The sequence below is a fragment of the Bradyrhizobium sp. CFUWI genome, from assembly GCF_056429085.1.
In genome coordinates this window covers 79,914-99,605 of record NZ_JBWJZE010000023.1, presented here as the reverse complement: position 1 = coordinate 99,605, position 19,692 = coordinate 79,914, and the positions used below count along the sequence as shown (strand labels likewise).

Here is a 19,692-nt window from a genome sequence, read left to right as displayed (position 1 = left end):
CCCCTTCCCCGCTCCGGCGCTGCTGAGGATGCGGGACTTGAACCCTTGAACGCGCAAGTCTCGTTCCAAGTCCAACATCAAGCGGTGTCCCGCATCATCGGCATCGAGCAGCAGCCAGGTGCCGTCGTCCGGCCTGACCGTGGCACGCGGGATGTCCCATGACTGCCAGGTTATGTCGAGCAGGCGCGAGTTGCAGGCGACGGCATCGGCATGCTGTTCGGCCGCGCCGCTCCCCATTGCCAATCCATCGACACTGAGCAACACGCGACCGGAGGCGTCGAGCAGATCGATGTCCACCTCGACGTGCAAGGCGTCGATCGCGACCAGGTGGGTGATGCAGTGAGCGGCGTCGGCGTCCGTGCGGTGGAGCCGGAGGCTTCGCACCGAGAGCGGCAGCAGCAAGCGCCCGTTTGTCTCCGAAACGACCCGGGCGAACGCCCCGACGGACTGAAAGCACGCGTCAAGCAGCACGGGATGCACCGTGTAGCCCCGCGCGGTCGTTCGGAACGAGGTCGGGAGCCGAAGATCCGCAAAGAGCGAAGCGCCGTCCGCGGACAACGCCAAGCCCGGGCCCAGTGCGCGAAAGGACGGGCCGTACTGGATGCCCTGCGAGTCGAACCACCGCCACACCTCGTCCGCGGCGACGGGCGTCGCGTGAGCGGCGCGCAGCGCGGCTACGTCGTGCGCGGCCGGCGGCTTTGCAGAGATAGCGCCAGAAAGCCGGGCGCTTGCATGGACCCGCGCTTCGCTCTTCGCCTGACTCTCGAGCCTGAAATTCAGCTCAGCCGGTCGGTCCGGCACTGCCGTGCAGACGATCGGCATCGATGGTTCCAACCGCAACGCGTGGTCGAACGTGATCATCTGCACTTCGACGAGCGATGTACCAGATGTACCAAGGGCCGTGCGCGCGGCGGCGAGCGCCATTTCGCAGAAGCCAGCGCCCGGAAACAGCGGCGTTCCGTTCACCCGGTGATCCGCAAGCCAGGGGTGGGCATCGAGACCAACCTCACAAGCCCAGACGTGGCGTTCCGGCTCTTCGTGCAGGACACGGTGGACGTTCAACAGCGGATGCGTCGACGGCACCTGATGCGGACCTGCGGCCGGCGTCGCCGGCGCAAGGAACAGGGGATAGTGCGTCCAGGCCGGCAACGGGAGGTCAAGCGGCTGGCCATCCGGATAAAGGACATTGAAGTCGATCGCCGCGCCGGCGACATAGATGGCGCCGACCAGGTCCAGAAGCCCGTTGTGCATGGGCTCGCCGCGAGTCATCGACGCAAGCGCGCGGACGGCGAAGTCCGTTGCGGAAGCACTCTCCAACACCGCGTGGGACACGATGGGATGTGGCGAAAGCTCGACGAATACGCGGTGTCCGTCTTCGAGCGCCGCCTGAACAGCCGGACGGAAGCGGACCGCTTGCCGAAGGTTGTCGATCCAGTAAGCGCCATCGCAAACGGGGGATTCGCGCGGATCAAGCAGCACGGTGCTATACATCGGTGTGTGCGGACTGTGCGCAGTCACTCCCACAAGGCGCTCCGACAGCTGCGCTAGGATCGGCTCCACTTGCGACGTGTGCGAGGCCACATCGACCGCGACCTCGCGGGCGGAGCGGCCTTCAGCCTGCCAGGCAGCGACAAGGCGCTGCACGGCCACGGCAGCGCCCCCCACCACCGTCGAGGCCGGAGCCGCCAGTACGGCGATCTCGACGTCGTCAATCCGTCGGCGCGCAAGATCTTCGCGAACCGCCGCCGGCGTCATCCCGACGACCGCCATTGCACCTGATCCAGCGAGCGTTCGGCACAGCATGGCGCGATGACAGATCACCCGCACGCCATCTTCGAGCGAGAGTGCGCCGGCCACGACTGCCGCCGACACTTCGCCCATGGAATGGCCGATCACTGCCGACGGCACCACACCCTTGGCCTTCAAGGACGCCGCCAACGCGACCTGGATCGTAAAAATGGCGGGTTGGATCCGTTCGATGCCGTCGAGTTGCGCCGGTCGACGCAGGGCATCGGTCACAGAGAAACCGCAGAGGGTCTGAATCAGAGGTTCAATGGCGCCAACCATCCCGGCGAAGACCGGATCGATGTCGATCAGCGCCGCGCCCATCGACTCCCACTGCGAGCCCTGTCCGGAGAATACGAAGACGGGACCGCTTCTATCCTGATCGACCCAATCTGCATCGATGGACTGATCGGCCGCGAGCCCGCGCAATTGCGCTGTCAGATCGCCGAGCGTTGTCGCAATGAGCGCGTGCCGGACGGGCCGGTGCCCGCGCCTGCAGGCGAGGGTCCGCGCGACGTCACTGGGGCGATGACGGCCGGCGCTCGCGTCCAGCCAAGCGGCAAGTCGCCCGGCCGAAACGCGAAGCGCCTCCGGCGAGGTCGAAGAAATCGGAAACAACCACGGCTGATCGTGTGTTTCGGCGGCTTGCGGCGAACAAGATGAAGCTGGCGCGTGAGGGGCTTGTTCGAGCACGACGTGGGCATTCGTGCCGGACATTCCGTAGGACGATATGGCCGCACGGCGGAGTCCGTCAGCGCCGGTCGAGGGCCAGGGCGCAGTGTCCGTCGGGACGAAGAGCCGCGTCTCGATCGGCTGGAGATGCGCAGGCAGCTGATGGAAGTGAACGGATCGCGGTACCACGCCATGTGCCAGCGCGAGCGTCGCTTTGATCAGGCCCAGGACGCCCGCCGCCGATTCCGCGTGGCCAAGGTTGCTCTTGAGCGAGCCGAGGGCGCAGGGCGAATGTCGTCCATACCGTGTTGAGAGACTTTGGAACTCCTCGGCATCGCCCACCGGTGTACCGGTGCCGTGCGCCTCGATCATGCCGACGGATGACGGATCAACCTGCGCCTCGGCAAGCGCACGATCGATCACCGCGATCTGGGCCGCGCGGGAAGGCGCCAAAATGTTGTGCGTGCGTCCGTCCTGGTTGACGGCGCTCCCGCGGATGACCGCGAGCACGCGATCGCTATCGCGCAGGGCGTCGCTCAGTAGCTTGAGCATCACCACCCCACAGCCTTCGGCGCGCACGAAGCCATCGGCGCGCTCGTCAAACGCATGACACCGCCCGGTCGGCGACAGCATGCCGAGCCCTGACGCCGAGGCGAATGTCGTGGGCGAGAACATCAACATGGCCCCGCCGGCAAACGCAACGTGGCACTCGCGCGCGAGCAGGCTTCGCCGAGCCGCATGCACGGCGACGAGACTGGACGAGCAGGCCGTGTCCAAGGTGATGGCAGGACCCGTGAGCCCCATCGCATGGGCGACCCGTCCTGACGCCATGCTGAAGGGCGTTCCCGTGAAAGCGTAGGCGAGGCCCATTGCACCTGCGTCGCGCGTGACCTGCATGTAGTCCTGATGCGAGAGGCCGAAGAACACACCGGCATCGGTCCCAAACAGGCGGCGCGGATCGCGACCGGAATGTTCGGCGGCCTCCCAAGTGACCTCGAGCAACAGCCGGTGCTGTGGGTCCATGGCGACGGCCTCGGGTTCGCCGATGCCGAAAAAGCGATGATCAAAGCCCGACGGGTCGTCCAGGAACGCGCCCCAGCGCGAAACCGAGCGGCCCGCCACGCCTGCTACGGGTTCGTAATAATCGTCGGCATTCCAGCGCTGCGGCGGAATCTCCCCAACGAGGTCGGTGCCTGCCAGGAGCGCGCCCCACAAGGCGTCCGGGGAGTCGATATGTCCTGGAAGTCTGCAGCCAATCCCGACAACAGCAATCGCAGTCACAATCAACACTTTCGTTCGGGGAGAAGACTTTTCGATCCAAATCAATACATGCCGGATCACGTTATTGATCCGTCGATCGATCGTCCAGCCCGCAGACTGCTGGCGGTTGCACTGACCGGATCCTGGGTGCGTCATCGTCACGCCGCGAATCGATCAGGCGGTCATCGCCGATGTTTGCGCCCGCGGCTTCGCGGTCGGCGTCGCTCGGCCTCGAGCAACGAGCTTCATGATGAATTCGAACAGCGTTTCGAACTCGTGCGGCTCACAATCGTGTTCAGTGGTTTCGCTCTCGCTATCATGCCCAAGCCCGCACGATCCTCGTTGGTCAGCAGCTTCCTTTTCAGTTGCGCTCCGAAAAGATGGCGCACGGCGTGAACGCCGAGAGCCCTTCCTCCGCAATGTCGGCCGTGAGGATCGGCCTGAACTCCTTGCAGAAACGATCACCCAAGGGCGAATGGCTGCCGAGAGAAAAAAGGTCCGGGAAGAGCAGCTTGTGTCCCGCGGTGACACCCCGGGGCGTTCAGCAGCGCGTAGCCCAGTATGCTTATTTGGCGAGCGCGGGAGGCGTATGCCGCCAATAGCGGACGGCTCGGCGGCGAAGGATGTGGGGAGCCATTTTCGAGCGACACTTGTGCCGCAGGGGTGCGTCGCAGCGCTGTGCAACAGCGCCCCAGTCAGGCCGGTTTCGTGAGCAATTTCAGGGGACGCGGAGCTTCTGGCTGGGGCGGGAGGGATCGAACCTCCGAATGGCGGAATCAAAATCCGCTGCCTTACCGCTTGGCTACGCCCCATCAGGCGACCGAGGAACGACGGAAGAACCGGCCCCCGCAGATTCCCTTCGGTCGCAGCCGGTCTATAGGGAGAGGCGCGGTATTTCAACCGCCTGGAGGGTCAAAATACCACACCGATCTGCCGATCCGCCACACCTCACTCCATTATGGAGAACCCGGAGGATCCGGCGGGCGCCCGCCCGGCCTTCCGGCCATTGAGACCGCCCCCGTTTCGTGAGAATACGGCGCCAATATTTGTCCACGGGAGTGAGCCATGACCTACCGCGCGCCGATCAATGACATGCTGCTGTCCCTCAACCATGGCGCCGGCCTCAAGGCTGCCGTGGAGGCCGGTCATTACGGCGAGTTCGACCTGGACATCGTCGCGGCCGTGCTTGAGGAGGCCGGCAAGTTCGCAACCGACGTGCTGGCGCCGCTCAACAAGGTGGGCGACGAGCACGGCATCAAGCTCGACGGCGGCAAGGTCACGACCGCGCCCGGTTGGCCGGACGCCTACAAGCGCTGGACCGAAGGCGGCTGGAACGCGGTGTCCGGCCCCGAAGATTTCGGCGGCCAGGGCCTGCCGATCGCGATCAACGCCGCCTGCACCGAGATCTGGAGTGCGGCCAACGTCGCCTTTGGCCTCTGCCCGCTGCTCACCGCCTCGGCGATCGAAGCTCTGGACGCGCATGGCAGCGACGAGCTGAAGAAGATCTATCTGGAGAAGCTCGTCTCCGGCGAATGGACCGGCACGATGCAGCTGACCGAGCCGCAGGCCGGCTCCGACGTCGGCGCGCTGCGCACCCGCGCCGAGAAGCAGGCCGACGGCACCTATCGGATCAAGGGGACGAAGATCTTCATCACCTATGGCGAGCACGACATGACCGACAACATCGTGCATTTCGTGCTGGCCCGTCTGCCCGATGCGCCCGCCGGCACCAAGGGCATCTCTCTGTTCCTGGTGCCCAAATTCATGGTCAATGCCGACGGCTCGCTCGGCGCACGCAACGACATCTTTGCCAGCGGCGTCGAGCACAAGCTCGGCATGCATGCCTCCCCCACCTGCACCATGACGATGGGCGATCACGGCGGCGCCATCGGCTTTCTGATCGGCGAAGAGAACCAGGGCATGCGCTGCATGTTCACGATGATGAACCAGGCTCGCCTCGGCGTCGGCCTCGAGGGCGTCGGCGTTGCCGACCGCGCCTATCAGCAGGCCTTGTCGTACGCCCAGGAGCGCAAGCAGGGTCGCGCCGTCGGCAGCAAGACCGACGGCTCGGATGCGATCTTCGTTCATCCCGACGTCAAGCGCATGCTGATGCGGATGCGGGCGCAGACGGCCGCCGCGCGCACCATCTGCTATGCGACAGCGGTCGCGATCGACGTCTCGACACGCGCCAAGGACCCGAAGGTGCGCACTGAAGCCGCCGCGCGCGCGGCGCTGCTGACGCCGATGGCCAAGGCCTATTCCACCGACATCGGCAACGAGGTCGCCTATCTCGGCGTGCAGGTCCATGGCGGCATGGGCTTCATCGAGGAGACCGGCGCGGCGCAGCACTATCGCGACGCCCGCATCACCGCGATCTACGAGGGCACCAACGGTATCCAGGCGATCGACCTCGTCACGCGCAAGCTCGCGGCCAACGGCGGTGCCTCGGTATGGGCGCTGCTCGACGAGCTCTCGGCAACCATCAAGAAGGTCGAGGCCTCCAACGACCCCACCTTCGGCACCACGGGAGCGAAGCTGCGCGAGGCGCTCGAGGCGCTGACGCGCACCAGCAAGTGGCTGCTGGAACGCGTCACGTCCGCACCGAACGAGGCGCTGGCCGGCGCGACGCCCTATCTGCAGCAGTTCGGCGCTACGCTCGGCGGCTGCCTGCTTGCTTCCGAGGCGCTCGCCGCCAAGGCCGACGGCAACACCGACGCCGCGCGCTACGTCTCGCTCGCGCGCTTCTTCGCCGAGAACATCACCGTGCAGGCCGGCGCGCTCGAGCGCACGGTGACGGAGAGCGCGGAATCGGTTGCGGCGGCGGATGCGGTGCTGCTGGGGTAGGTGCTTCATTTGTCCCGGACGCGCCGCAACGCGTAGCGTTGCTGCGCAGAGCCGGGACCCATGGCAGGAAGAGATCGCGGCGACATGGGCCCCGGCTCAAGTTACGAGGCCGCCACCGCCTCTCTTCTCGACGACGTCGAGCCTCGGGAATGGCGGCGAGAAACGTTCGTGAAATCTTCGCGCCGAACGATTAATCTGGTTCCATGCGATACAAATCCATCTTCGCCGCACTCGCCCTCACCTGCGCCCTCCCCGCCTCCGCGCAGACCGCAGCCCCCGTCGAGCTGCGCGTCCTCGCGATCAACGATTTCCACGGCAACCTGCGGCCGCCGCCGGGCGGCATCCGCATCGGAGATCCCGAGGACAAAAGCAAGAAGGTGATGGTGGCGGCCGGCGGCGCCGAATACATGGCGACGCTGGTCAAGCAGCTGCGCGAAGGACACAAGAACACGATCTTCGTCGCCGCCGGCGATCTGATCGGCGCGAGCCCGTTCCTGTCGGCGATGTTTCACGACGAGCCCTCGATCGAATCGCTCTCGATGATGGGGCTGGCGATCAGCTCCGTCGGCAATCACGAATTCGACGAGGGCACGACCGAGCTGCTCAGGATGCAGAACGGCGGCTGCCATCCGGTCGACGGCTGCCAGGGGCCGCATCCCTTCACGGGCGCCAAGTTCCGCTATCTCGCGGCATCCACCATCGAGACCGCGACCGGCAACAGCGTGCTGCCGCCCTACGAGATCAGGGAATTCGACGGCATCCCAATCGCCTTCATCGGGCTGACCTTGAAGGAGACCGCAGGCATCGTCTCGCCATCGGGCATCAAGGGGCTCGAATTCCGCGACGAGGCCGAGACGGTGAACGCGCTGGTGCCGCAGTTGAGGGCGCGCGGCGTCGAGGCGATCGTGGTGCTGATCCACCAGGGTGGCGAGCCCGCCGGCGACTACAACGAATGCCCCGCCATTACGGGGCCGATCGTCGACATCGTGAAGAAGTTCGACCGCGCCGTCGATGTCATCGTCAGCGGCCATACTCACCGCGCCTATGTCTGCAATATCGACGGGCGGCTCGTCACCAGCGGCGACAAGTACGGCACGCTGGTCACCGCGATCGACCTGAAGCTCGACCGCGCGACGCGCGACATCGTCAGCGCCAGGGGCGAGAACGTGCTCGTCGCCAATGCCTCGCTGGCGAAGGACGCGGAGCAGACCGCGCTGATCGAGGCCTACGACAGGCTCTCAGCGCCGATCGCCAACCGGCCGGCCGGATCGGTGACGCAGACGTTGTCGCGCGTGCCGAACGAGGCCGGCGAGAGCGCACTCGGCGACGTCATCGCGGATGCGCAGCTCGCCGCGACCAAAGACGCCAAGGATGGCAGCGCTGTCATTGCGCTCACCAATCCCGGCGGCATCCGCACCGACATCGTGCCGAAGGAGAACGGCGCGATTTCCTTCGGCGATGTCTTCGCCAGCCAGCCGTTCCGCAACCGCCTCGTCACGATCACGCTGACGGGCGGCCAGCTCAAGGACATGCTCGAGCAGCAATGGCTGGACCCGAAGCGGCCGCGGATCCTCCAGGTTTCGAACGGATTCAGCTATGCCTGGGATGCGTCGAAGCCATTCGGCGAGCGCGTAATCCCCGAGACAATGACGCTCAACGACAGGCCGATCGAGCCTGCTAGCGGCTACCGGATCACTCTCAATGACTACCTTGCCGTCGGCGGCGACGGTTTTACCGTCGCCAAGCAGGGCACGTCGCCGCAATATGGCGGTTACGACGCCGACGCGCTGTTCGCGTTCTTCCGGGCGCACGGGCCGATCGGTCCGCTGCCGCCTACCCGCATCCTGCGGGTGAATTGATCCGGGTCAAACGGCTGGGCCCGCTACGCCCCTTTGCCATTGCCGCCTAAGCGCATAGATTGGATTTTGCATTGCGTTTTGGCGCCGGATGCGCCAAGCGACGACGAAAGCCCGTTTCTTGTGAGGCCGACCTGATGAGCACGCTTCTCCTGTCCCACAAGGCCTGCCTCGACCATGTCACGCCTCCGGGACATCCTGAAAGGCCCGATCGCCTGCGTGCCGTGGAGGAAGCGCTGTCGCATGAGCGCTTCCAGTTCCTGGCGCGCGACCAGGCGCCGGAAGGCGATCTCGATCTCGTCACGCTCTGCCACAACGAGCACTATGTCACCGAGCTGCGCCACATCGCGCCGGCCAGCGGGCAGGTCTATATCGATGGCGACACGTCGATGTCGCCGGGCACGTGGGAAGCGGTGATGCGCGGCGTCGGCGGCGCGGTTGCGGCGACCGACGCCGTGATGGCGGGCGAGCATCGCAACGCCTTCGTCGCAGTGCGTCCGCCCGGACATCACGCCGAGATCGGCAAACCGATGGGCTTCTGTTTCTTCGACAACGTTGCGATCGCCGCGCGCCATGCGCAGCGCAAATACGGCATCAAGCGCGCCGCCATCGTCGATTTCGACGTGCATCACGGCAACGGCACGCAGGACATCTTCTGGTCGGACCCGACCGTGATGTACTGCTCGACGCACCAGATGCCGCTGTTTCCGGGCACCGGCGCCAAGAGCGAACGCGGCGACCACGACACCATCGTCAACGCGCCGCTTGCTTCCGAGGACGGCGGGCCGGAATTCCGCTCCGCGTTCGAGAACTTGATCCTGCCGCAGCTCGAGAAATTCAGCCCCGAGTTGCTCGTCATCTCCGCCGGCTTCGATGCGCATTACCGCGATCCGCTGGCCTCGCTGAATTTGCGCGCGGAGGATTATGCCTGGGTGACGCGCAAGCTGATGGATCTCGCCGACAAGACCGCCGGAGGGCGTGTTGTCTCGGTGCTCGAGGGCGGCTATGACCTGCAAGGACTGAAAGAATCTGTTACGGCGCATGTCGGCGCCCTGATGGGCGCTTGAAACACTCGCCACATTAAGCCCGCAAAACCCGCCTTCACTGTGGGCCAAGCGAATCGGGCAATCGGAAACGGATATGGCCGAAAACACCCAAGTCGACGTCTCCAGGCTCACCTTCGAACGCGCGATCGAGGAACTCGAAACGATCGTGAAGCGGCTCGAGGACGGCAAGGTGCCGCTCGAGGAATCCGTGACCATCTACGAGCGCGGCGAGGCGCTGAAGCGCCGCTGCGAGGAACTGCTGCGCCAGGCCGAGGCGCGCGTCGACAAGATCACCACCGATGCCACCGGCCAGGCCACCGGCACGGCGCCGCTCGACGTTCAATAGGCCGAGGCCCCCTATCCATTTCTGACCGCGCTCCGGTGCAACGTCTTCGCTGGGCGCAGCGCCTGCCGGGTCTTCATGATCGCACGGCGGCGTGCCCCCGACGGATCCCGGTTCCATGGCGGTGGGCCGGGATCGTCTGGCTCCGGGACGGTCCCTCGGGGGTGAAAGGGCTCCCAACTGCTCGAAAATGCTGACAAGGACCAGGCAAACCTGGAACCCGACGTCCGGCGCCACGGTTAACCACTCTGGCCCGCCGGTTGCATCTGCATACCCCTAATCGGTCCGCCGGGTTGGCTTTGGCCCCAGCTTTGGTGTAAAGCTGCGCGGAGTGTGGCTTTTTGCAAGCCTTGCGTGGGCACCGATTACCGACGACAAGAGCTTCAAACTGCTAATGAAATTGGCTTGGGACGGACGAAGCCGATCTAAGTGACAGGGATCACAGAGACTGAACCGGAGCGCACTTAAGCTTACCTAAGCTTGAAGACGGGGCTTTGCCCCATGCAGGTGGCTCCGACGGTTAGGACTCGCGCTGCGCCGATATTGTGCAAACCCATCGCGCACCGGAATGACCTTCCGGTGCTGACAAATTGGAAATCGCCGTGAACGCATACAGTAAAACGCCGCTTCTCGACACCATCCGGACGCCGGAAGACCTGCGCAAGCTCAAGGTCGAGCAGGTTCGCCAGGTCGCCGATGAGTTGCGGCAGGAGACCATCGATGCCGTCTCGGTGACCGGCGGTCACTTCGGCGCGGGCCTCGGCGTGGTCGAGCTCACCACCGCGATCCATTACGTCTTCGACACGCCGCGCGACCGGCTGATCTGGGACGTCGGCCACCAGGCCTATCCGCACAAGATTCTCACCGGCCGGCGCGACCGCATCCGCACCCTGCGCACCGGCGGCGGCCTGTCCGGCTTCACCAAGCGCAGCGAGAGCGACTACGATCCGTTCGGCGCCGCGCATTCCTCGACCTCGATCTCCGCCGGCCTCGGCATGGCGGTGGCGCGCGACCTCTCCGGCGGCAAGAACAACGTCATCGCCGTCATCGGTGACGGCGCGATGTCGGCCGGCATGGCCTATGAGGCCATGAACAATGCGGGTGCGATGAACTCGCGCCTGATCGTCATTCTCAACGACAACGACATGTCGATTGCGCCGCCGGTCGGCGCCATGAGCGCCTATCTGTCGCGCCTCTACTCCGGCAAGACCTATCGCACGCTGCGCGATGCGGCCAAGCAGATCAACAAGCGCCTGCCCAAGATCATCGCCAACCGCGCCAACCGCGTCGAGGAATATTCCCGCGGCTTCATGATGGACGGCGGCACGCTGTTCGAGGAGCTCGGCTTCTACTATGTCGGCCCGATCGACGGCCACAATCTCGACCATCTGCTGCCCGTGCTGAAGAACGTCCGCGACATGGAGACCGGCCCGATCCTGGTCCACGTCGTGACGCAGAAGGGCAAGGGCTACGGCCCGGCGGAAGCTTCCGCCGACAAGTACCACGCCGTCGTCAAGTTCGACGTCGCCACCGGCACCCAGGCGAAAGCAAAACCGAACGCGCCGGCCTATCAGAACGTGTTCGGCCAGAGCCTCGTCAAGGAAGCCCAGAAGGACGACAAGATCGTCGCCATCACCGCGGCGATGCCGTCGGGCACCGGCGTCGACATCTTCAACAAGGCCTTCCCGGACCGCACCTTCGACGTCGGCATCGCCGAGCAGCACGCGGTGACGTTTGCCGCGGGCCTCGCCACCGAAGGCTACAAGCCGTTCTGCGCGATCTACTCGACCTTCCTGCAGCGCGGCTACGACCAGATCGTGCACGACGTCGCGATCCAGAGCCTGCCCGTCCGCTTCGCGATCGACCGCGCCGGTCTCGTCGGCGCCGACGGCGCGACGCATGCCGGCTCGTTCGACAACGCCTATCTCGGCTGTTTGCCGAACATGGTGATCATGGCGGCAGCGGACGAAGCCGAGCTCGTGCACATGGTGGCGACCCAGGTGGCGATCAACGACCGTCCGAGCTCGCTGCGCTATCCGCGTGGCGAAGGCCGCGGCATCGAGATGCCCGAGGTCGGCATTCCGCTCGAGATCGGCAAGGGGCGCATGATCCGCCAGGGCAGCAAGATCGCCCTGCTCTCCTTCGGCACGCGCCTCGCCGAATGCGAGAAGGCAGCCGATGAGCTCGCCGCTCACGGCCTGTCCACCACGATCGCGGACGCGCGCTTCATGAAGCCGCTCGACACCGAGCTGGTGCTCAAGCTCGCCCGCGACCATGAGATCCTGATCACGATCGAGGAAGGCTCGGTCGGCGGCTTCGGCTCGCATGTCGCGCAATTCCTGACCGACCAGGGCGTGCTCGACAGCGGCATGGTCAAGTTCCGCTCGATGGTGCTGCCCGACGTGTTCCAGGATCACGACACGCCCGCCGCGATGTACGCCCGCGCCGGCCTCGACGCCAAGGGCATCGTCGCCAAGGTGTTCGAAGCGCTCGGCAAGGACGTCAAGGCCGAGACGGTCAAGCTGGCTTGATAGTGAGTTCACCTCTCCCGCTTGCGGGAGAGGTCGGCGCGAAGCGTCGGGAGAGGGCTCTATCCTCTGGGAGATTGTCCCGGTGCGGAGACAACCCTCTCCCCAGCCCTCCCCCGCAGGCGGGGGAGGGAGCAGACCGCCCACTGTAGCTTGCGCCCCTGCCCAAATTTTTCCGGTTCTGACTCCATGAAGATCTATCTGGCAGGTCCCGACGTGTTCCTGCCGGATGCCATCGAGATCGGCCGTCGCAAGGTCGATGTCTGCGCCGCACACGGCCTGACCGGCCTCTATCCCCTCGACAACGCCATCGACCTCACGGCGCCCGATGCCGCGCGGCAGATCTTCTGCGGCAACGAGGCGATGATGGACGAGGCCGATGCCATCATCGCCAACCTCACCCCGTTCCGCGGCGCCGGCGCCGATCCCGGCACCGTCTACGAGCTCGGCTACATGGCCGGCCGCGGCAAGTTCTGCCTCGCTTATGCCAATGACGGCGCCACCTATGCCGACCGCCTCAGCCGCTTCATGGACGTCACGTCCGAGGACGGGCGGCTGGTCGACGCGCAGGGCCTGACCGTCGAGGATTTCGGCCTCGTCGACAACCTCATGATGATCCATGCGCTGGAGCTGCATGGCTGCCCGCTGGTGACGCCGGCCGTGGCGCCCATCGACGTCTGGCACGATCTGGCCGCGTTCGAGGCTTGCGTCCGGATGGCGGCCGCGCGATTGATCGCTACATAGAGCATGATCCGGAAAAGTGTGCAGCGGTTTTCCGATAAGATCATGCTCGGCAAAACGCCCTCTTGAGAGAATCGATGTCCCCTGCCCGCAAGCGTGCGGATGTATTGCTGGTCGAGCGCGGCCTGTTCGAGAGCCGGGCGCGGGCGCGCGCGGCGATCGAGGCCGGCCTCGTCAGGGCCGACGACAAGCAGGTCGCCAAACCGTCGGAGACCATCGCCGAGGACGCGGTGATCCAGGCCGAGCCCGCGCACCCCTACGTCTCCCGCGGCGGCGTCAAGCTCGCCGGCGCGCTGGAGCGCTATCCAATCGAGATCGAGGACCATGTCTGCCTCGACGTCGGGGCGTCCACCGGCGGTTTCACCGAGGTGCTGCTGGCGAACGGCGCGAGCCTGGTGTTCGCGATCGATGTCGGCACCAGCCAGCTGCATCCCTCGCTGCGCGACCATCCCAAGATCGTCTCGATGGAGGAGACCGACATCCGCAGCTATGAGGGCAAGCGGCTGCCGGCACGGCCCGATGTCGTCGTCATCGACGTCAGCTTCATCTCGCTCAAGACGGTGCTGCCGGTGGCACTGTCCCTCGCCGCCGCGCCGATGAGCCTGCTGGCGCTGATCAAGCCGCAATTCGAGGCTGACAGGAAGCACAACAAGAAGGGCATCGTCCGCGACGCCGCCGTGCACCAGGCCATCTGCGACGACATCGCGGCCTTCGCGGCGTCGCTCGGCTGCACCGATATCGAGGTATTTCCCTCCGCGATTGCGGGCGGTGACGGCAATGCCGAATTCTTCCTGGGCGCGCGCCGTGGTTGAGCGGCTGACCATCGATCATGTCGGCCATCGCGGCGACGGCGTCTGCCTCACCGCGGGCGACGCGGTCTACGTGCCCTATACGCTCGGCGGCGAGACCGTCGAGGTCGATCACGTCGTGGGCCACCATCCCGATCGCCGCAAGCTGCTCGCGGTCGATGTCGCAAGCGCCGAGCGCATCGAACCGTTCTGCCCGCATTTCGGCGTCTGCGGCGGCTGTGCGATCCAGCATTGGGCGGCAGAGCCCTACCACGCCTGGAAGCGCGGCATCGTGGTGGAGACGCTGGCACAGGCCGGTATCGATTGCGAGGTGGCGCCGCTGGTCGACGCCCATGGCGCCGGCCGCCGGCGCATCACGCTGCACGGCCGCTTCGGCACGCATGATGTTCTCAAAGTCGGTTTCTCGGCGACGAGTTCGCACGACGTCATCCCGATCGACCGCTGCCCGATCCTCGATCCCGCGCTCGACGGCGCGCTCGATGCCGCCTGGGCGCTCGCCGAACCGCTGACGTCGAAGATGCCGGTGACCAAGCCACTCGACATCCAGGTCACCGCCACCGCCAACGGCCTCGATGTCGACGTGCGCGGCTCAGGGCCGCTGCCGACGGCGCTGGTCACGGCGCTGTCGCGCGTCGCCGAGCAGCACCGCCTGGCGCGGCTGACGCGGCACGGCGAGCTGGTACTGCAACGCCTGCCGCCGACGGTGAAGATGGGGCGCGCCGAGGTGACGCTGCCGCCGGGCTCGTTCCTGCAGGCGACGGTGGCTGGCGAAGAAACGCTCGCCGCGCTCGTCACCGAGCGCATCGGCAAGGCCAAGAACGTTCTCGACCTCTTCTGCGGCGTCGGCCCGTTCGCGCTACGGCTCGCCGAGAAGGCGCGAATCACCGCTTACGACAGTGACGCCGGCGCCGTCGCAGCACTGGCGAAAGCCGCGCGCACACCAGGCCTGAAGCCGATCAAGTGCGAGCCGCGCGACCTGTTCCGCCGTCCCCTGGTGCCGCCCGAGCTGCGCGACTGCGACGCCGTGGTGTTCGATCCGCCGCGCCAGGGCGCGCAGGCGCAGGCACTGAAGCTCGCTGCAAGCAAGGTGCCCGTCGTGGTCGCCGTGTCCTGCAACGTCGCAACCTTTGCCCGCGACGCACGGCTGCTGATCGACGGCGGTTATCGGCTGGAGTCGGTGGTGCCGGTCGATCAATTCCGCCACACGCCGCATGTGGAGCTGGTGGCGCGCTTCACGCGCTAACCTCGATGCCCGTCTTGATTCCGGTCAATCGTGGCAACGCGTTGGGTGCTAAAAGCGCGTCTGCGCCAGGAGGCGCGACATGGGATGCGGAGCGGACGTTCGTGCTTGACCGACGACAGTTCACCGGGGCCGCGCTGGGCTTTTCCACAGCGGCTGTCGGCGACTTCCCCGCTGCTGCGGCGGCGATGACCTACGATGGGGCGGTAACGACGTCACGGGCTCAGCTGCAGGCCGTGCCGCGGGATCGCGAGCTCGTGCGCTTTGCCACCCTCGCGGCCAACAGCCACAACACCCAGCCGTGGATCTTCTCCGCCCACGGCAACGAAATCGCGATTGCGCCGGATTTTTCGCGCCGCTGTCCGGCCGTGGATCCGGACGATCATCACTTGTTCGTCAGTCTCGGCTGTGCCGCCGAAAACCTCATCCTCGCTGCGTCCGCACTGGGCTGGCGCGCCGACCCGGTCATCGACGGCGAGCGGATCGTGATCGCGCTCGAGCAAGCCCCGCCGGATGCATCAACGTTGGCCGCCGCGATTCCAGTCAGGCAATGCACCCGCGCGGCGTTCGATGGCAGGCCCGCCGCGCCCGAGACCTTGCGCCGGCTCGAGAGCGCCTGTCGCGAACCTGATGTCACGGCCCTCCTGATGACCGAGCGCGCCGCGATCGCCGGGGTCACCGACTACGTGCTCGAAGGCAACTCGGCGCAAATGCGCGACAAGGCCTTCATGCGCGAGCTCGTGAGCTGGATTCGCTTCAACGAGGCGGAGGCGGTCGCGACCTTGGACGGGCTGTTCGCGCCGGCCTCGGGAAACCCCTCGCTGCCGTCGTGGCTGGCGCGGCCGCTGCTCAAGCTCTTCTTTACCGAGAGCGGGGAAAACAAGAAGTACCGTGACCAGCTCGCCAGCTCTGCGGGCGTCGTCGTGCTCGCGGCCGAGCGCAGTGACAAATCGCACTGGATTGCGGTCGGCCGCGCCTGTCAGCGCTTCGGTTTGCAGGCGACCGCGCTGGGGCTCAAATACTCCTTCGTCAATCAGCCGGTCGAGACGGCGGCGCTGAGGCAGCAATTTGCAACCTCGCTCGGACTCGGCGAACGTCGCCCCGACATCGTGATGCGTTTCGGAACCGGCCCGGACCTGCCGAAATCTCTGCGGCGTCCACCGGAGCAGGTGATGCGGCCCTAACGACGTAAACCGCTCAGCGCCGGCGACTCGCCCGGCAACATGTTCGATCTGATATCGCTGTCCATGCGGACCGAATCTCGCTGTATAAATCCAGCCCCGAACGACAGGCTGAGATTGGAGGTCGGCTTGAACTCGACGCCCGCAAATGCGCTGGTGCCGGGCGCCGCACCAGATGTCAGCGGCGCAACCGAGCTGCCGATGCCGTTGCCATATTTCAACGTATCGAAACCGGCAAAGAACGTCACGGGCATGCCGCCCATGGTCTTGGTGTTGTAGCCGAACTGCGTGCTGTCATATGAGAGCGCGCTGAAATTGCCGGCAAGGCCGGTCTGGCTGAGTCCGGTCTGACTGAGGCCGCTCCAATTCAGGTTGCCGCGCTGGCTACCGACGAAGAAGCCGTTCGCGCTGCTACGCCAATCCGGATCGCCGGCATTGAAGCTGGTGGAATTGCCATAAATATCGGAACTCTGGTCGGCGCCACCGCTGAGGCCGAAAGGCCCGCCGGGGACCCAGTATTTCAGCGGCGCGACCTGGGCGTGAACCGGTGCTACCGTCACGCAAAGCATAGCGAGCACAGCTGCAAGAACGGGTGAAGGGGCAAGGCTGGACATTGAGACTACCGTCAAGACTTTTGCAGAATATACTCCCCTGATATCGCCAATGCCAGCCGAGCGGCCGCGCCAACGTCGCAGCCAAGGGCCTCCCCACAGCCGAACCTGATGCCGCACGTTCCCCTGCTCACGCGCCTGACATCCGCTTTCCGCGAGGTTCCGGGCCTCGCCGCCATCGTGCTGGGCGGCTCGCGCGCGCGAGGCAGCGGGCATCTCACCTCCGACTATGATGTCGGGCTCTACTTCGCCGCGGCGCGCACGCTCGACACCGAGCGGCTGCTTGCGGCTGCGAAGGAAATCGCCGACGATCCTGCCGCCGCGACCGTGACGCCGGTCGGTGAATGGGGACCGTGGATCGTCGGCGGCGCCTGGCTGTCGGTGCAAGGCAGCAAGGTCGATCTGCTCTATCGCAACGCCGATGCGGTCGAAGCCGTGATGGGGGCCTGCCATGGCGGACTCGTCACGATGGATTATCAACCCGGCCATCCCCACGGTTTCTGCTCGGCAATCTGGATGGGCGAGATCGCATATTGTCAGCCACTGCACGATCCGCAGGGCATAATCGCGCGGCTGAAATCGATCGCCCTGCCCTATCCTCGCCCCTTGCGCGAAGCCCTGATCCAGCGCTTCCAGTGGGAGATCCTGTTTGGCATCGAGAACGCCGAGTTCGCCATTGCGCGCGGCGACCGAACCCACATCGCGGGATCGCTCTACAGATCGCTCGCCTGCATCGCGCAGGTGCTGTTCGCGCTCAACGAACGCTATCTCATCAACGAAAAGGGCGCCCTGCACGAAGCGGCCCTCTTGCCGCTGACGCTTCCGCATCTTGTGGAACGGATCGACGAGGTCTGGCGGCTGGTCGGCGACGGCGCCCCTGCACCCGCCTGTGAAGTCCTGCGCCAGATCGACCGGCAGTTGAAGGCGCTGACGCAGCCCGGTGCACCGGGGTCGTGAAAGTTATGCGGTCCGGTCCACGGAGGACGATGAATCGGCCGGCGGATATTTCGTCACCGGCACCATGAAGGATTTCGTGCCGACCTGGTAGATGACCTTGCCGTTCTGGCCGTCATCGGTTGCGATTTGAGTCTGCCCGAACATGATCACGTTCTTGTAGACGTAGCCGGTGCCCTTACGGGTGACGCCGTCGGTGGTGACGCTGACCTCGGCTTCCTTGCCGTTGACGGACAGCACCTTGAAGCTCGCGCTTTTGCCGTTGGCGCTGGAATAGCCGCCCCAGCTTCCCATCAGGCGGCTGTCGGAGGCCGGCGGGGCCTGCTTCTCGAGATTCGCGGTCTGCTTGCCGGCGCCCCCGAACGAGAACAGCATCACCATGTTCTTGCCGTCCTTGGTGCCGACCGTAATCCCGCCAAAGGTGATGAGCGTGCCGCTGACCTCGGCAAAGCCGCGCTCGGTGTGGCCGTTATGGGTGTACTCGACCTGCGCCCGGGCGCCGCGGATGTTCACGACCTTGAAGCCGACGGGCTGGTTGTTGCCGACCCAATTGCCCTTCCAGTCCCCGACCAGAGCACTCTGGCGATACAGCCGCTCGTTGGCCGGCGAAATCTGGTTTGTGCTCGATGTGACGATGGCCATTGGATTGCTCGGAGACGGGCCTGACAAACCCGCTTTCGTTCGCTTCGGCAATGTCAGGATGCCGACTGGAAACGAACGGAAACCATGCGATTAGGGCCACGCGCCGGTTAACGAGGCGTTAAGCTCGAGCATCGCCCGGGCGGGCAAAAGGTCTCAGCCGGGGCTTCAGCGGCCCCAGCGGTCCGACCAGATCTTCTCGCCGATCAGGCAATTGACGCGCGGCTCCCTATCGGCGACCGGCATCACGGGACGCTCCGGCGTGCGGCCGGCGACCTCCATCAGCAGCTTGGTGCGGATCGCCTCCTTGAACTTGTCGCGGTCCTTGATCGTGATGACGAAGGAGCCGGGGCCGCCGATGACGCAGTCCTCGTAGTAGAAATCGAGATTGTCGATATCCATGGTCGAATAGGATGGCTCCTTGACCATGATCGGCAGGCCGTTGATGACGATGCCCTTCTCGAGCGCCGCATCGCGCGCCACCGTGACCGGGCCGCCATTGTTGTTGGGGCCGTCGCCGGAAATGTCGATCACGCGGCGCAGGCCGCGATAGGGATCTTCATCGAACAGCGGCATTGCGAAAGCGATCGCGCCCGAGATCGAGGTGCGCGAGGCGCGCCGGATCGGCGTCTTCATGATCTCGGCGGCGACCGCATCCGCCGTCTCGGGACCGTCGACCAGCCGCCAGGGAATGATGATCTTCTGGTCGCTGGAGGCAGCCCACTCGAAATAGGTCACCGCGATCCGGCCGTTCGGGCCGAGCTTCAGGGCCTGGAGAAACTCCTTCGACTGGATCGCCTGCGCATAGCCCTCGCGCTGGATCGCGAGTTCGTCCATGTCCATGGAATAGGACACGTCGACCGCGAGGACCAGCTCGACGTCGACCGTCTGCGCGTCCCTGTCGGCCGCAGGCCGGTGCAGCTGATTTTTAGGCGGCTCAAATTTTGGTCCTGGCGCCGCGATGCCCGCGACGTCCCCTCCGGCAAACATGCCGGCCACCAGCACAGCCCCGATCGAGAACAGCAACCGCATCGCAGCCTCTCCCGTCGTATGACGTGATGGTGACATGCAATCGCCTTGCCGCAAAGCGCGAAGATCGCTTGCGCTTCACATTCGAGTTAGGGATTCGCGGCTCAGGCGTACACGCGCCTTGCGTAATGCTGCCGCCGTGTTGCCGCGCTTG

At 65.5% G+C, this 19,692-nt stretch carries 14 protein-coding genes and 1 tRNA gene; 10 read left to right on the top strand and 5 right to left on the bottom strand.

Annotated elements, in window-relative coordinates; all coding sequences use genetic code 11:
- Together AC066S_RS33115 and AC066S_RS33110 are read right to left on the bottom strand one after the other, a co-directional pair.
- Positions 1 to 3,873 (bottom strand): beta-ketoacyl synthase N-terminal-like domain-containing protein (locus AC066S_RS33115; protein WP_478271608.1); only part of this gene is annotated, 3,873 nt, incomplete at its 3' end.
- 581 nt (positions 3,874 to 4,454) lie between these two features.
- A tRNA-Gln gene (locus tag AC066S_RS33110) sits at positions 4,455 to 4,529 on the bottom strand.
- Positions 4,530 to 4,782: 253 nt separating this feature from the next.
- On the opposite strand from AC066S_RS33110, the gene AC066S_RS33105 reads away from it, so the two are divergent.
- The 9 genes from AC066S_RS33105 to AC066S_RS33065 all read left to right on the top strand — a co-directional run bounded on the left by AC066S_RS33105 (position 4,783) and on the right by AC066S_RS33065 (position 16,308).
- A complete protein-coding gene (locus tag AC066S_RS33105) occupies positions 4,783 to 6,561 on the top strand; it encodes an acyl-CoA dehydrogenase family protein (RefSeq protein WP_135167860.1) in 1,779 nt (592 codons plus the stop codon).
- Positions 6,562 to 6,764: 203 nt separating this feature from the next.
- Positions 6,765 to 8,420 (top strand): bifunctional metallophosphatase/5'-nucleotidase, encoded by a 1,656-nt coding sequence (locus tag AC066S_RS33100; protein WP_478271605.1) that lies wholly within the window; start codon positions 6,765 to 6,767, stop codon positions 8,418 to 8,420.
- A 134-nt stretch (positions 8,421 to 8,554) separates the two neighbouring features.
- Positions 8,555 to 9,484 carry a histone deacetylase family protein gene (locus AC066S_RS33095; protein WP_126256654.1) on the top strand — a complete coding sequence of 310 codons (930 nt, stop codon included), beginning with the start codon at positions 8,555 to 8,557 and terminating at the stop codon, positions 9,482 to 9,484.
- A 73-nt stretch (positions 9,485 to 9,557) separates the two neighbouring features.
- Positions 9,558 to 9,809, top strand: coding sequence for an exodeoxyribonuclease VII small subunit (locus AC066S_RS33090; RefSeq protein WP_126256655.1), 252 nt, complete (start codon positions 9,558 to 9,560; stop codon positions 9,807 to 9,809).
- A 599-nt stretch (positions 9,810 to 10,408) separates the two neighbouring features.
- Positions 10,409 to 12,337, top strand: a complete 1,929-nt coding sequence (gene dxs / locus AC066S_RS33085; RefSeq protein WP_126256656.1) for a 1-deoxy-D-xylulose-5-phosphate synthase — start codon at positions 10,409 to 10,411, stop codon at positions 12,335 to 12,337.
- A gap of 186 nt (positions 12,338 to 12,523) precedes the next feature.
- The gene (locus tag AC066S_RS33080; RefSeq protein WP_126256657.1) at positions 12,524 to 13,078 is read left to right on the top strand and encodes a nucleoside 2-deoxyribosyltransferase; all 555 of its coding nucleotides are present in this window, start codon (positions 12,524 to 12,526) and stop codon (positions 13,076 to 13,078) included.
- 74 nt (positions 13,079 to 13,152) lie between these two features.
- Entirely contained in the window at positions 13,153 to 13,887 is a 735-nt protein-coding gene (locus tag AC066S_RS33075; protein ID WP_126256658.1) for a TlyA family RNA methyltransferase, read from the top strand.
- A complete protein-coding gene (locus AC066S_RS33070; RefSeq protein WP_478271607.1) occupies positions 13,880 to 15,127 on the top strand; it encodes a class I SAM-dependent RNA methyltransferase in 1,248 nt (415 codons plus the stop codon). The genes AC066S_RS33075 and AC066S_RS33070 overlap by 8 nt, the downstream gene beginning before the upstream one ends.
- A gap of 5 nt (positions 15,128 to 15,132) precedes the next feature.
- Positions 15,133 to 16,308 carry an Acg family FMN-binding oxidoreductase gene (locus tag AC066S_RS33065; RefSeq protein WP_478271604.1) on the top strand — a complete coding sequence of 392 codons (1,176 nt, stop codon included), beginning with the start codon at positions 15,133 to 15,135 and terminating at the stop codon, positions 16,306 to 16,308.
- Here AC066S_RS33065 and AC066S_RS33060 read toward each other — a convergent pair.
- Positions 16,305 to 16,919 carry a hypothetical protein gene (locus AC066S_RS33060; RefSeq protein WP_478271603.1) on the bottom strand — a complete coding sequence of 205 codons (615 nt, stop codon included), beginning with the start codon at positions 16,917 to 16,919 and terminating at the stop codon, positions 16,305 to 16,307. The two genes, AC066S_RS33065 and AC066S_RS33060, sit on opposite strands and share 4 nt — an antisense overlap.
- 108 nt (positions 16,920 to 17,027) lie before the next feature.
- Between AC066S_RS33060 and AC066S_RS33055 the strand changes: the two genes are divergently transcribed.
- Positions 17,028 to 17,873 (top strand): nucleotidyltransferase domain-containing protein, encoded by an 846-nt coding sequence (locus tag AC066S_RS33055; RefSeq protein ID WP_478271602.1) that lies wholly within the window; start codon positions 17,028 to 17,030, stop codon positions 17,871 to 17,873.
- Positions 17,874 to 17,876: 3 nt separating this feature from the next.
- On the opposite strand, the gene AC066S_RS33050 is transcribed toward AC066S_RS33055, so the two are convergent.
- Together AC066S_RS33050 and AC066S_RS33045 are read right to left on the bottom strand one after the other, a co-directional pair.
- The gene (locus tag AC066S_RS33050; protein ID WP_478271601.1) at positions 17,877 to 18,512 is read right to left on the bottom strand and encodes a hypothetical protein; all 636 of its coding nucleotides are present in this window, start codon (positions 18,510 to 18,512) and stop codon (positions 17,877 to 17,879) included.
- A 165-nt stretch (positions 18,513 to 18,677) separates the two neighbouring features.
- The gene (locus AC066S_RS33045) at positions 18,678 to 19,541 is read right to left on the bottom strand and encodes a DUF1194 domain-containing protein (protein WP_478271600.1); all 864 of its coding nucleotides are present in this window, start codon (positions 19,539 to 19,541) and stop codon (positions 18,678 to 18,680) included.
- Between the last annotated feature and the right edge of the window lie 151 nt (positions 19,542 to 19,692).

Coding starts and splice junctions, on each gene's coding strand:
- AC066S_RS33105 (WP_135167860.1), top strand. CDS start 4,783: ATGACCTACCGCGCGCCGATCAATGACATGCTGCTGTCCCTCAACCAT.
- AC066S_RS33100 (WP_478271605.1), top strand. CDS start 6,765: ATGCGATACAAATCCATCTTCGCCGCACTCGCCCTCACCTGCGCCCTC.
- AC066S_RS33050 (WP_478271601.1), bottom strand. CDS start 18,512: ATGGCCATCGTCACATCGAGCACAAACCAGATTTCGCCGGCCAACGAG.
- AC066S_RS33095 (WP_126256654.1), top strand. CDS start 8,555: ATGAGCACGCTTCTCCTGTCCCACAAGGCCTGCCTCGACCATGTCACG.
- AC066S_RS33090 (WP_126256655.1), top strand. CDS start 9,558: ATGGCCGAAAACACCCAAGTCGACGTCTCCAGGCTCACCTTCGAACGC.
- AC066S_RS33045 (WP_478271600.1), bottom strand. CDS start 19,541: ATGCGGTTGCTGTTCTCGATCGGGGCTGTGCTGGTGGCCGGCATGTTT.
- AC066S_RS33055 (WP_478271602.1), top strand. CDS start 17,028: ATGCCGCACGTTCCCCTGCTCACGCGCCTGACATCCGCTTTCCGCGAG.
- AC066S_RS33065 (WP_478271604.1), top strand. CDS start 15,133: ATGCCCGTCTTGATTCCGGTCAATCGTGGCAACGCGTTGGGTGCTAAA.
- AC066S_RS33060 (WP_478271603.1), bottom strand. CDS start 16,919: ATGTCCAGCCTTGCCCCTTCACCCGTTCTTGCAGCTGTGCTCGCTATG.
- AC066S_RS33080 (WP_126256657.1), top strand. CDS start 12,524: ATGAAGATCTATCTGGCAGGTCCCGACGTGTTCCTGCCGGATGCCATC.
- AC066S_RS33075 (WP_126256658.1), top strand. CDS start 13,153: ATGTCCCCTGCCCGCAAGCGTGCGGATGTATTGCTGGTCGAGCGCGGC.